At 64.9% G+C, this 12202-nt stretch carries 11 protein-coding genes and 1 pseudogene; 7 read left to right on the plus strand and 5 right to left on the minus strand.

The features are described from left to right. Nucleotides 1-132: 132 nt before the first annotated feature. Nucleotides 133-636 (minus strand): hypothetical protein, encoded by a 504-nt coding sequence (locus ACIA76_RS41760; RefSeq protein ID WP_397160834.1) that lies wholly within the window; start codon nucleotides 634-636, stop codon nucleotides 133-135. Between the two features lie 375 nt (nucleotides 637-1011). Between ACIA76_RS41760 and ACIA76_RS41765 the strand changes: the two genes are divergently transcribed. The 5 genes from ACIA76_RS41765 (at nucleotide 1012) to ACIA76_RS41785 (ending at nucleotide 7493) form a co-directional block, all read left to right on the plus strand. Beyond that, nucleotides 1012-2010, plus strand: a complete 999-nt coding sequence (locus tag ACIA76_RS41765; protein ID WP_397160836.1) for an MCE family protein — start codon at nucleotides 1012-1014, stop codon at nucleotides 2008-2010. Beyond that, nucleotides 2007-2954: an SMP-30/gluconolactonase/LRE family protein gene (locus tag ACIA76_RS41770; protein WP_397160837.1), complete on the plus strand. Its 948-nt coding sequence runs from the start codon at nucleotides 2007-2009 to the stop codon at nucleotides 2952-2954. The genes ACIA76_RS41765 and ACIA76_RS41770 overlap by 4 nt, the downstream gene beginning before the upstream one ends. 89 nt (nucleotides 2955-3043) lie before the next feature. Further along, entirely contained in the window at nucleotides 3044-3979 is a 936-nt protein-coding gene (locus ACIA76_RS41775; protein WP_397160839.1) for an oxidoreductase, read from the plus strand. Between the two features lie 1043 nt (nucleotides 3980-5022). Continuing rightward, complete coding sequence (locus tag ACIA76_RS41780; RefSeq protein WP_397160841.1) at nucleotides 5023-6507, plus strand: ATP-binding protein; 1485 nt, start codon at nucleotides 5023-5025, stop codon at nucleotides 6505-6507. Next, a complete protein-coding gene (locus ACIA76_RS41785; RefSeq protein WP_397160842.1) occupies nucleotides 6432-7493 on the plus strand; it encodes a tetratricopeptide repeat protein in 1062 nt (353 codons plus the stop codon). The genes ACIA76_RS41780 and ACIA76_RS41785 overlap by 76 nt, the downstream gene beginning before the upstream one ends. A 57-nt stretch (nucleotides 7494-7550) precedes the next feature. Here ACIA76_RS41785 and ACIA76_RS41790 read toward each other — a convergent pair whose 3' ends face one another. Beyond that, on the minus strand, nucleotides 7551-7733 hold the full coding sequence (locus ACIA76_RS41790; RefSeq protein ID WP_397160844.1) for a hypothetical protein: 183 nt from the start codon (nucleotides 7731-7733) through the stop codon (nucleotides 7551-7553). Between the two features lie 637 nt (nucleotides 7734-8370). On the opposite strand from ACIA76_RS41790, the gene ACIA76_RS41795 reads away from it, so the two are divergent. After that, complete coding sequence (locus tag ACIA76_RS41795; protein ID WP_397160846.1) at nucleotides 8371-9453, plus strand: RICIN domain-containing protein; 1083 nt, start codon at nucleotides 8371-8373, stop codon at nucleotides 9451-9453. A gap of 80 nt (nucleotides 9454-9533) precedes the next feature. On the opposite strand, the gene ACIA76_RS41800 is transcribed toward ACIA76_RS41795, so the two are convergent. Both ACIA76_RS41800 and ACIA76_RS41805 read right to left on the minus strand, forming a co-directional pair. Continuing rightward, on the minus strand, nucleotides 9534-9830 hold the full coding sequence (locus ACIA76_RS41800) for a hypothetical protein (protein WP_397160848.1): 297 nt from the start codon (nucleotides 9828-9830) through the stop codon (nucleotides 9534-9536). A 68-nt stretch (nucleotides 9831-9898) separates the two neighbouring features. Beyond that, nucleotides 9899-10549, minus strand: coding sequence for a hypothetical protein (locus ACIA76_RS41805; RefSeq protein WP_397160850.1), 651 nt, complete (start codon nucleotides 10547-10549; stop codon nucleotides 9899-9901). Between the two features lie 49 nt (nucleotides 10550-10598). On the opposite strand from ACIA76_RS41805, the pseudogene ACIA76_RS41810 reads away from it, so the two are divergent. Continuing rightward, a pseudogene (locus ACIA76_RS41810) lies at nucleotides 10599-10913 on the plus strand (TetR-like C-terminal domain-containing protein); the annotation flags it as partial. Nucleotides 10914-11042: 129 nt separating this feature from the next. On the opposite strand, the gene ACIA76_RS41815 reads toward ACIA76_RS41810, so the two are convergent. Next, a complete protein-coding gene (locus ACIA76_RS41815; RefSeq protein WP_397160851.1) occupies nucleotides 11043-12083 on the minus strand; it encodes an RICIN domain-containing protein in 1041 nt (346 codons plus the stop codon). Between the last annotated feature and the right edge of the window lie 119 nt (nucleotides 12084-12202).

A 12202-nucleotide genomic window follows, 5' to 3' on the forward strand; every position in this document is an offset into this window, starting at 1 on the left:
CGGGATGCAAAGCCCCGACAACTTCGAGAAGTCACTACACGCGGCGGCCTGAAGCCGCACAAGCCCCCTGTCCACCGTCTTGGGGGAACCTCATGGGTGATCCAGATGGGCATTCGATCCGGCGGCCACATCTCAGAGTTCCTTCAGCATCCGGTCGCGCCGTGGCCCGCTGGCGCGGGCCCGGGTTCCGATCAACGTCGTGAACAGCTCGGCCTCGTACTCGTCCCTCGTGTCGTAGCTGGACACGCCGCAGGCCGTGCGGGCTGTAGACCCGTCGATCCCATGGTTAGCCGCTGCTTCCAGCAAAGAATCCAACTTCGCTGCTGAGATCGACATATCCCGACCGTGATCGAGCAACATGTGACCGACCTCGTGGAGGCTCACGTGCAACTCGACTGTAGGCTCGGACGAGGGGCGAAGAAAGATCACATCGTAGTCACTGCACGCCAGCCACAATCCGCACAACCCCACCGGAGACGTTGACGGCAGCGGTAATCGGACGATGCGCCTGCATCGAATGCGCTCAACCGACGCGAAGCACTCCGTGGCTGTCCAGTCTTCGGGCAGCTCAAGGCGATCGACAAGGATCTGCAAGCGGGCTCGCGTGGAAGGCTTGCGCCACAGAACCTTCAGCATGCCACCCCTGCACTTCCTCCGAGCACCCGACTGACCTTGTTCACTGGACGTTCAGCGCCGACGCACGAGGTCGACAGAACGCCTGGGCATCTCGATGCCGGGGCGAGCACGGTTCGATCACCATGCCGATAAGCAGGTCCCTGTATGATCCGGCTTCCGCTTTCGTTTACCCCGCACGCGCTCAATCACCAGGATAGGGCCGGGCCGCTGCTGTCGCGACACAGATGGCAGAGCCAGGCGGGGGCGGCCATACCGGCTACTAGGCCTCCGGTCGCACGAAGGTACGCCGCCGACACGAGTGTAAAGGGGACGGCGGCGAGATAGGCTAGCGCGGAAGCGATTTCGGGGACAACATACGTTTCTGGGGGCCTGGCCATGATGACACTGAAGAACCGCTTCGGCGCGAATCGCTACTTCTGGTTGGGCATCATCGGTGTGGTGCTGATCGTGATCCTGCTGATCGCGTCGAGCACCTATAAGAAGCTCGGTGTCGGGACCGAGGACATCAAGGCCGAATTCGCGCAGACGGCCGGGATCCGGGTCGGTGACAAGGTCGATGTCGCGGGCGTGCCGGTGGGTACCGTATCGGGTGCGAAGCTCGAGGGCGATCACGTGCTGATCACCTTGCAGATCAACAACGATGTGAAGCTGGGCGCCGACGCGCGGGCGTCGATCAAGATGGCGACCCTGCTCGGCGCCCGCTATGTCGATCTGGATCCGGGCGACGGCTCGGGCCTGAAGGGTCAGCGGATCCCCAAGAGCAATACCGCGGTTCCCTACAACCTGGCCGATGTGGTGCAGATCGGCACGCCGAAGTTCGAGGCGCTCGATACCCGGAAGCTGACCGAATCGCTGAAGGTGCTCGGTGATCAGATCGACGGATCGCCGCAGCTGACCGCCCAGGCCCTCGACAGCGTCGGCGCGCTGGCCAAGACGATCAACGATCGTAAGCAGCAGGTCGATTCGCTGCTGAAGGATCTGGATCGGGTCACCCAGATCCTGGGCGACAATCGCAACAGCGTATTGCTGGTGATCACTCAGGGCGAGGCCATCGCGAATCGGGTGATGGAGCGGCAGACCCTGTTGCGTCAGTTGCTCGATAACGTTGCCGCGCTGACCAAGCAGCTGCAGCAGATCGGCGCGGAGAACAACAATCAGTTCGGTCCGACCGTCGAGCAGCTCAACACCATTGCCGCGGGTCTGCAGAAGAACAAGGACAATCTGGATCGGTTGCTGTCGGTCATGCCGGTGTCGATGCGCTACGCGAACAACAGCTTCGGTAACGGCCCCTACGGCGAGGTCGGTATGCCCTGGCTGCTCATCCCGGACAACTGGTTGTGCTTCGCCCGCGTCGTCGAAGGATGCCAAGGATGACACCGGCCGGGTCGCGAGGGCCGCTGAGATGTGTCGGGCGGATGGGTGCGGCGGCGTTGTCGGCCGCCGCGGCGACACTGTCGATCGGAGTCGCGACGGCGGCGCCTGCGTCCTCGTGTGGTCCGGCGACGGTGACCACCGAAGTCGCGGCGCATATCCCGCTGCTGGACTGGTCGGAGAATCTGACCGTGGACCGAGACGGCGACCTGTGGGTCTCACGCCCGTTCCGCAGCGTCGTGGAACGCTACAACCACGAGGGCCGGCGCACCGCCTCGGTCGGGATCCCCACCCCCGATTCGGTCCGGCTCGGGCCCGACGGGCTGCTGTACGTGAACTACATCAATGCCACCTCCGGTGCGCTGCCGCCCGGTGGTGGTGTCGCGCGATTCGACCCTGCCGCACCGCAACCACACCTCGAGTCGTTCGCCAGCGGTCTCCGGTTCCCGAACGGATCGGCATTCGACACCGCGGGCAACCTCTACGTGGCCGACACCTTGTTCGGCGTGGTTCGGATCCGCCCGGACGGCACCACCGATCGTGATTGGACCGACAGGGCACCGAAGACACTGGGCCCCAACGGTTTCAACACCAACGGTATCGTGGCCTCCGGCGACTCGCTGTATGTGACGTACACGATCAGCCCGGCCGCGCGGGTGATCCGCATCCCGCTCGCGGATCCGGCACATCCGACCGTGGCCGCCGATCTCGCCGCGGCCCCGCTGACGTTGCCCGCCTTCCCGGACGATCTCGCCCTCGGCCCCGGCGGACTGCTGTATGTGGCGACCGCCAGCGGGGGACTGGTTCGTGTCGACCCCGCCACGCGCAGCACGTGCACGGTACTGTCCGGGCCGCCGATCACCTCCGTCGCCGTCGTTCCCGGATCCGATCGCGCCCTCTACCTCGGCTCCGAAGGAGGCGATGTGTTGCGCGTGCACCTGAACTGAACCACCGGTCGGGTCTCGCCGGAATCGACGTTCGGTTGATCAGAGACCTTGGCGCAGAGGATTTCTGGACGATGTGTTCGGAGCATTCGATGAGAGAGTCGATGTCGCGGTGGACCGTTGCCGACATTCCGGATCAGCGGGGTCGCACGGTGGTGGTGACGGGGGCGAATTCCGGAGTGGGTTTCCAGACGGCGCGGGCACTGGCCGACCGAGGTGCGCGGGTGGTGTTGGCGTGTCGAAGCCTGGACAAGGCGGAGGTGGCGTGCGCGGCGATTCGCAGCACGGTCGCCGATGCCGAAGTGGCCACGGTGCGGCTGGATTTGACATCGGGGCCCTCGATTCGGGCCGCGGCGCGGCAGATCGGCATCGAGCTGGGTCACGTCGATGTATTGATCAACAATGCCGGCGCCGCGTTCGGCGCTTTGGAGCTCCTCGACGGAGTCGACCGCACTTTCGTGACGAATGTGTTGGGCCCGTTCGCGTTCACCGGCTTGCTGTTACCGCACCTGCTGGCCACCGGGGCCGGGCGAATCGTGGTCGTGACCAGCGGCAGCCACGAGACGGGCCGACTCGACCTGGACGACTTGGCCTTCACCAGGCGCCGCTACGGCCGCTGGCGCGCCTACGCGCAATCGAAACTGGCCAATGTGCTGTTCGCATTCGAGCAGCAGCGGCGTCTGTCAGCGGCGAGAGAACGGGTGATCGCGGTCGCTGCGCATCCGGGAGCCGCGGCCACCGACTTCGGGCGCAATACCGGCGGTCTCGCCGGGATGCTGTCCGCAGCACCGCTCCGACAACTGGTGGCCCCCTTCTCCAACACGGCCGCCCAAGGCGCCTTGCCGAGCCTGCGTGCCGCCGTGGACCCCAGTGTCCGCGGAGGCGAGTTATACGGCCCGGACGGATTCCACGGCATCAAGGGTTGGCCGGTCCGGGTCGAGCCGGCCGCGGTAGCCCGGGACATGACCATCGCCCCGACGCTGTGGGAGACCTGCGACAGGCTCACCGGAGTGCACTATCAGCTGTAAGAAGATCCGCGCGACAAAAGCGAGACGTGCGCATGACCCAGTCGCTCAACAGGATTCGCTTCCGGGGGGAGTTCGAGCTTGGCTTGGCCTGGCCCGGACTGCCACCGCCGCCAGACCTCCTCGATCTCCGGCTCCGACAAGGGCCGCCAACGTCTCTGGAATGTCCAGACCCGCGGCCCGCGTTTGAGTGGGTCGGTGGAACATCACCGATCCGGGGCACCCCACCTCGCTGGGCACTGCCCGACCCGACTCAACGCGGGCGTCGACCGCGTTCGCCGGTCGCCCCGGAGCCCCACCGGCGTGGCGGTCATGGCTCAGTGCACGGGCCCGCCCCAGCACAAACGGGTGCGCCGCCCTCGACATGACCCGGATGGCTGAACTGCTCGGTGTCTCGACCTCGGGTTGGCTGGCAGCTACCGGCGATGACGGCCGGTCGGTCGTCGGCGACAAGCCGCGACTCCGTCAATCACCAAGCCCAACACACAGATCGACACCAGAATGGCGAGATAGCTCGTATTGAAACGATTTCTGCTGCATTCCTTCACGCGAAAAGGCGTGGACAGTGACAAGGCAGGGCTCGCGATGCTGGTCGAGTAACGCGGGGAGCCGGTCTCCAGGGATGCAGATATTTTGAATGACACAACAACTTCCAAGTCGGTCAGCACACGCGGGGTGTGGCGATGTACGTCCAATCGAGCGATGTCGACGGTAGGAGAATCCAGAAGAGAGGTCGCCGCATCAATGACCCTGAGGTGATGAGAACATGCAGGTGGAGGGTCGTTTCTGGTTCGGGAAGCTGCCTTCCGTTCCGGAAGAGTCCGGAGAGGAGGGCGGCTGTTCGACTGAACCGCAGTCGAATCCTCATCTGTGGCGCGGCGTGCTCGGTCGGTCGGTAATCTGTCGGCATGGTGACGGTTGGCCCACCTCGCGGCAACGGCGAGATCGGTTCGCCACGAGCACTATTCGCCGCTCGGCTCGCGGAGCTGTGGGAGGCCGCGGGCCATCCGACACTCGAGCGTGTGGCGCAGTCCACGACTGCTCGGATGCGCGCGGCGAAGGCCAACGGTCAAAGTCGCAGTACATCGGTCCAGCGGATCAGCGATTGGCGTGCTGGCCGGGCCGTGCCTGCACGGCTGGAATCGTTCGAGCCAGTGCTGGTGACATTGATTCATCTGGCCAAAGCCACGCCGACCCCGGTCCGAGGCGAGCTGACCGACGTAGTGGCCTGGCGGCGCCTGTGGAAAGCCGCGATCGCAGAAGCAGATACGACGACAGCACGGCGCGAAATGTTCCCGCCGCGACCGACGGTGACGACTGCGCTGCGCCGCGATATCGACACGTTCGTCGGACGCGATGTCGAGCTGCAGCGGATTCTCGACGCGGCAGCGCCAGGACGCGTGGTTTCCATCCATACAGTCGATGGGATGCCCGGTGTCGGCAAGACGGCTCTGGTCACACGGGCGGCGCACATGCTGTCCGACCGATTCCCGGACGGCCGCTTCTTCGTCGAGTTGAACGCCCACACACCGGGGCAATCTCCTGCCGATCCTTTCCATATGCTGGCCAGGCTGCTCACCGATCTCGGTATCGCTCCCGGCCACATACCCGACTCGGTCGACGGACGCTGTGATCTGTGGCGGGATCGCCTCACCCATAAGCAGGTGCTGTTGGTGCTCGATGACGCCCGGGACCACGCCCAGGTCGAGCCGTTGCTCCCGGCGGGACACGGTTGTCTGACGTTGATCACCAGTCGCCGTCGACTGCTCGCCCTCGATGGTGCCCAACCGCTGGCGTTGGACATCCTCGACCCAGGCGCCGGGGTTGAGTTGTTCTGCCGTGTGGCGCAACGCAGTCCGAGCGGCAGTGACACTGTTGCGGTCAGCGAAATCGTCCGCTTGTGCGGGTATCTGCCCTTGGCGATCGTGCTGCTCGCCAGCCGCCTCGCCCACCATCCCAGTTGGACCATCGCCGGCTTGGCGGCGGAATTCGGAGCGACTCGTGATCGGCTCGGCGAACTCGACGCTGGCCAACGCGCCGTCCGGGCCGCCTTCACGACCTCCTACAACAATTTGCCACCCGACCGTCAGCACCTGTTCCGCCGACTGGGGCTGCACCCCGGGGTCGACCTCGACGCCTACGCCGTTGCCGCCCTGAACAACATCCCGCTCACCGCGGCTCGCCATGCCCTCGACACCCTCTACACAGAGCACCTGATCGACGAAAGCGCACCCGGCCGCTATCGCCTGCACGACCTGCTGCGCGAATACGCCCACGCCTTCGTGACCGACGACCCGCCGACGACCGCATCCGAGCTGTCGACCGACTCCTCGACTACTACGAGCGGACCGCCCAGACCGCCGTCCGTTCGACACCGACGCAGCCACAACCGCGGTGCGATTCCGCGCCCACAGCGATGCCGGATCTGTCCGCACACGCCTCGGCTCTGGCATGGATGCAGACCGAGCGCGCCAACCTGCTCGCCTGCCTCAAATACACAGTGTCGAGCAATCAGTTGCCACGCACGCTGAATCTGACCAACGCGCTTACCAGCCAACTGCGCCTCCACGGACCGTGGATACAGATCCAGCAACGCCGCACCGTTGCCGCGCACACAATTGGCGACCGCAACGCGGAAGCATTCGCCCTCAAGGATCTCGGCCCGGCCGAGTACCTAGCCGATGACTACTCGACAGCCGCCGAACTGTTGCACCGCGCACTAGAGAACTTCGGCGACATCGGCGGACCCTCACGCGAGGCCTCCGCCCTCCGCACCCTGGCGCGGGCGTGGTATCTGGCCGGCAGCTATCCGGCCGCACTTGATGCGCTGGAGCGGGTGCGGGCACTCTACAGAGAGATCGGCGACCGAGTCGGTGAAGCCGTGACCCTCAACAACCTGGGTTGGTTGCGACACACCACCGGTCACTACTCGGCTGCGGCCGAATTGATACAGCAGGCGCTCGAGATTCATCGGGACATCGGCAACCGCACCGGTGAAGCCTCCGCCCTCAACCACCTGGGTAGAATCACGTACCTGACCGGCGACTACTCGACCGCGACCGATCTGCTGCAGCAGGCACTCGAGATCTACGAAAGCATCGGCAACCGTACCGGTGAAGCCGAGGCCCTCGGCAACCTCGGCTGGCTGCGGTATCTGACCTCCGACTACCCGGCCGCGACCGATCTGTTGCAGCATGCGCTGAGCATCTATCGAGTCATCGGCCACCGATCCGGTGAAACCGAGGTGCTCAACCGAATCGGGGCGCTGACAACGAGATCCGGCGATCCCCGGCATGCCCTGACAACGTATGACGAGGCGTTACGCCTAGCACGCCGAATACAGAACCCACTGGAACAAGCACGAGCATTGGAAGGATCAGCCCGATGCCGGGTTTGCCTGGGCGACCCGGTCGCCGCCAAGGCTGACCTGCGGGAAGCTGTGAAGCTTTACAGGCAAATCGAGGCAGCTGAAACCGGCTCTGCCGCAAGCTATCTCGCCACGCTCGAGCTGACTTGACGCTCTTATTGTCGTCTGCGTTCGCTGCGAGGGTGTTAGAGCCTGTGAACAAACTGCTCATTTCCGCGGTTGAGTGCGGGCGAGTCGGCGGGACATGAGCATGACCATCGACCAAGTGACCCAGGCTTCGTGGTGTTCGGGCAGCCGTTCGTAGTCGCGAATGCATCTGCGGCGCAGACAGATCCAAGCCAGGGAACGTTCCACCAGCCAGCGGCGCGGCAACACGACGAAACCGGTCATCGAGTTACTGTGCCAGTGGGTCAGGACCGGTCGGATTGCGGCGGTGAGAATCCAGCGTGTTCCCGAAGATCGTTGTTTCGCGCACTTACTAGTTCTGCCGCCAATTGCATCCGACGCAATTGGCGGCAGAAGTAGTAAGTGCGCGAAATCAACGGATATGGCGTAGCCGCAGGTGAAGCTGTTATCGCCTGGTTTGGTCGGGGCCGAGAAGACTGGTGATTTCGCGCATGGCTGCGGGGGAGGGTTTGAAGTAGCGCCGTAGGTTGGCCCGGTAACGCCGGGGACCGCATGCGACCCGGGTCGATCGTCTGCCTCGCTTGTCGACCACCCGCCGAACCCTAGGGGTCACTTCACCGTTCACCCCGCCGATCGGTCCGGTCGGCCTGGAATTGCCTCCGCTCGAACGGTTGCCGAGTTACCGTGTCGGCAGACGTGTTCCACTGTGGCAGAAGGACTTTCGCTGCGTAGGTGTCGAACGTGTCTTTTCAGGGGGTAGCAGGAGGGGGTCATGGTATTGCTGCCCGCGACATCTGATGCGCAACCGAGGTCGGCGTACTTCGAAAGGAATGTGGAAGTGACAACCGAAAGAACAAGACTCAGAACATCCTTATGGAGAGGGATAATCGTCAGCGCCGCAGTGTTGTGTGCGACTGCGGGGATCAGCGCGGCCCCGGCCCCGGCCGCACCGCCAGCGGACGCCTCGCCGAGGGCGCTGATCCAGACGACGTTCACCAGCGTCAGCAACGGCAATCTCCTCGATGTCCAGGACGGCTCCCAGGATGACGGTGTCCGTGTCACCGTCGATCCGGCGCCGGGCTCGGCCACGTCGTGGCGGATCAACACCGGGAGCACCGCCGGCGCCGGGTTCGCCATCGTCAACAACACCACCGGCAAGTGCCTCGACAAGATCCCTCCCCCCTTTTGGCTTCAGCTATTCCAATCGCCTTGCGATGGACGTGCGAGCGAGCAGTGGTACTTCCAGCCGGTCGACGGATCGTCGAATGCGTTCCGGATCCGCGACGTCGGCACCAACAGCTGTCTGTCCACGGAGATCCCGCCCGCCACTGACAACTGGGTGTACCTCAACAAGACCTGCGATGCCACGCGGTACCAGCAGTGGACACTGGCCGGTGAGGTATATCAGGCGGCCCGGAACGCCGCCGTGGACTACGCCGCTGCCCGTTGTGCCAAGGACACCTCCACCTGCTCGTGGACCACGACCAAAGAAGCACTCGCCGCTCCTCTGCCGGACGTGTGCGTCTCACCGGTGTGGTACAACGACACCTCCCGCGAGATCCCGTGGACGTTCACGCTCACCACCAGCACGGGCTGGTCGAACACCATCGGGGCATCACTGTCGACCGATCTGACCGTCGGCGGTGAATTGACACCGCTCAAGACCGTGGTCACCGCAGAGGTTCACGGCGAGACCACGCTGGATCTCAAGCAGGAGCTGGGCAACAGCCTGACCGTGACCGTGCCCTACCACAACTACGGGTGGGTCACGCTGTCCGAACTGGCCACGAAGGTCACCGGTACCTGGACCTTCGACACCCAGGGCGTCCCGTGGACCGCCGAGGACACCATCACCGTGCCCCTCAAGCACGGCCCCAACGGTGGCGCGAGCATCTACAGCGCGCACACCAGGACGGAGTTCACCTCCTGCTCCGGGACCGCAGGGACTGTCGGTTTAACCGTGGATCCGACCTCGGTTTGGTGACAGGCGACGGAAGTTCGGTGATGTGGGGGCGAGTTGATCGAACGGCGCGCCGCAGACCGGATGGGACAGGCCCGGGCCGGTCAGCGGGTCCGGTTTGCCATCGCCGTGAACGCCAGCTTCGGTTCCCAAGTCTTGGCCGCGCCGTTGATGCTGTCGAAGACCTTCACGAGGCCGCCGCTGGCCAGGTCGAGGTCGAGGGTCGGATCGTCGCGGTGTATGAGGTCGGGGCGGGAGAAGCAGTACCAGAAGGCGGTGTCGATGCCGGCTTCGTCCAGGATGTCCAGCATTTCGAGCAGGTGGGCGGCCCGGGCCTCCTCGTCACGCTCGTAGGCGCCGTCCAGGCGCAGCGGGGTGGCGGTGTGGGCGTCCCATTGCAAGATATCCGCGCCGCGATCGGCCTTGTCGGCTGCGCCGCGGTAGGTGACGCAGCCGAATTAGGTGACGGTCACCGGTTTTCCGAGTTTCGCGCCCTCGGCGACGTAGATGTGCATGAGGTCTGGATAGCGGTCTGCCAGTGCGGCCGAACGGTATCCGGCATCGGTGGCGAGGATGTCGAACAGTTCCCAGTTGACCCGTTCGAAGGGCAGGCAGCAGTAGGTGAGCCTGCCGTGGAGCGGGCTCGCGCGATTTCGGCTGCGCGGCCGAGGAATTCGTTGAATCGGGTCGGTATTTCGGCCATGGCCGCCTGGCCTGCGGGGGTGGGCAGGGCGGCGGCCCGCTGCTCGAAATCGTCGCCGGGGAAGAAGCCGTTCACGAACAGACTCAGCTCGGAGCCGACGGCCAGCACCACGTTCGCGCCCGCAATCCGCAGGCGCTCGGCAAATTCCGCAATATCCGCAACCAGCTCGAGCAGTTCGTCCTGGGTGACACCGTTGACGAACGGGCAGATCCACACATCCAAGCCGACGTCCGCGGCCAGTGCGGCCGCCTGTTTCAACCGCTCCACGTAACCGCCGGTGATACGAACGGCGTCGCAGCGCAGGTCGTCGTGGATGGCTCGCATATCCCGCAGCACCGCGTCCGGATCGAACGGTTCGTGCGTGCTGTTGCCGCGATTGATGAAACCGGTGTCGTAGCACACGCCGACGGTGCGCATCTGTACCTCCCTGACCATTTAAGGTACGTCCGGCTGCCCGGGCATGACCATGGACACCGTCGCCAAACGCGCCGACACCAACAAGAACGCCATCTACCGCCGCTGGCCCAACCGGGCGGCCCTCGGTGTCGCCGCCTACAACCAGCTAACCGCCACCGCCCTCGACCTCCTCGACACCGGCGACCTGCGCACGGACACGCTGGAGTTGTTGCGGCGCGCCCACTCTCACCTCGCCCCTCCCCTCGGGGAGATCCTGCGCAGCCTGCTCGCCGAGCTCGCGCACGAACCGGGGCTGCTCGCCCAGTTACGCGAACAATCCGGGGACGCCGCAGTAGGGCCCTGGCTCACCATTCTCGACCGGGCCATCGCATGCGGTGGCCGGCGAATCCGCCATTTCCGTCCGCGTTGCTCCGCGAACCCCTGGACGCGCTGGGCCCGGTCCCGACCCGGGGTCAGGACCGGGCTGACATCACTCCGTTCGAGCCGGGTGCTGTTATGCGGCGGTCCCGGAGCAGGAGGTGAACTCCGTCCTGGTGTGCGCGCTGTAGATGCTCGCGCCACCGTTGGGGCCGTGCTTGAGGGGCACGGTGATGGTGTCCTCGGCGGTCCACGGGACGCCCTGGGTGTCGAAGGTCCAGGTACCGGTGACCTTCGTGGCCAGTTCGGACAGCGTGACCCACCCGTAGTTGTGGTAGGGCACGGTCACGGTCAGGCTGTTGCCCAGCTCCTGCTTGAGATCCAGTGTGGTCTCGCCGTGGACCTCTGCGGTGACCACACCCTTGAGCGGTGTCATATCACTGCCGACGGTCAGACTGGCCGACAGTGAGCCCCCGATTTTGTTCGACCAGCCCGTGCTGGTGGTGAGCGTGAACGTCCACGGGATCTCGCGGGAGGTGTCGTTGTACCACACCGGTGAGACGCACACGTCCGGCAGAGGAGCGGCGAGTGCTTCTTTGGTCGTGGTCCACGAGCAGGTGGAGGTGTCCTTGGCACAACGGGCAGCGGCGTAGTCCACGGCGGCGTTCCACGCTGCCTGGTATACCTCATCGGGCAGTGTCCACTGCTGGTACGGCGTGCCGTCGCAGGGGAGTTCGTACGCCCAGTTGTCAGTACCGGGTGGGATCTCCGTGGTCAGACAGTTGTTGGCGCCGACGTCGCGGATCCGGAACGCCTTCGACGTCGACCCGCTGACCGGCTGGAAGTACCACTGCTCGCTCGCACGTCCATCACAGGGCCGTTGCCGTAGCTGATAGGTGAGAGTACCGGTGTCGAGGCACTTGTCCGTGGTGGCGTTGACGATGGCGAACCCGGCGCCGGCGGTGCTCCCGGTGTTGATCCGCCACGACGTGGCCGAGCCCGGCGCCGGATTGACGGCGACGGGAGCACCGTCATCGCGGGTGCCGTCCTGGACATCGAGGAGATTGCCGTTGCTGACGCTGGTGAACGTCGTCTGGATCAGCGCCCTCGGCGAGGCGTCCGCTGGCGGTGCGGCCGGGGCCGGGGCCGCGCTGATCCCCGCAGTCGCACACAACACTGCGGCGCTGACGATTATCCCTCTCCATAAGGATGTTCTGGGTCTTGTTCTTTCGGTTGCCACTTACACATCCCTTTCGAAGTACGCGCTTCAAGCAATGTAGGGACACATGCGACTCA

Origin of the sequence: Nocardia sp. NPDC051570, assembly GCF_044454005.1 — a bacterium.
Lineage (GTDB): Bacteria > Actinomycetota > Actinomycetes > Mycobacteriales > Mycobacteriaceae > Nocardia.

Coding starts and splice junctions, on each gene's coding strand:
- ACIA76_RS41780 (WP_397160841.1), top strand. CDS start 5,023: ATGCGCGCGGCGAAGGCCAACGGTCAAAGTCGCAGTACATCGGTCCAG.
- ACIA76_RS41765 (WP_397160836.1), top strand. CDS start 1,012: ATGATGACACTGAAGAACCGCTTCGGCGCGAATCGCTACTTCTGGTTG.
- ACIA76_RS41770 (WP_397160837.1), top strand. CDS start 2,007: ATGACACCGGCCGGGTCGCGAGGGCCGCTGAGATGTGTCGGGCGGATG.
- ACIA76_RS41760 (WP_397160834.1), bottom strand. CDS start 636: ATGCTGAAGGTTCTGTGGCGCAAGCCTTCCACGCGAGCCCGCTTGCAG.
- ACIA76_RS41775 (WP_397160839.1), top strand. CDS start 3,044: ATGAGAGAGTCGATGTCGCGGTGGACCGTTGCCGACATTCCGGATCAG.
- ACIA76_RS41790 (WP_397160844.1), bottom strand. CDS start 7,733: ATGACCGGTTTCGTCGTGTTGCCGCGCCGCTGGCTGGTGGAACGTTCC.
- ACIA76_RS41805 (WP_397160850.1), bottom strand. CDS start 10,549: ATGCGCACCGTCGGCGTGTGCTACGACACCGGTTTCATCAATCGCGGC.
- ACIA76_RS41785 (WP_397160842.1), top strand. CDS start 6,432: ATGCAGACCGAGCGCGCCAACCTGCTCGCCTGCCTCAAATACACAGTG.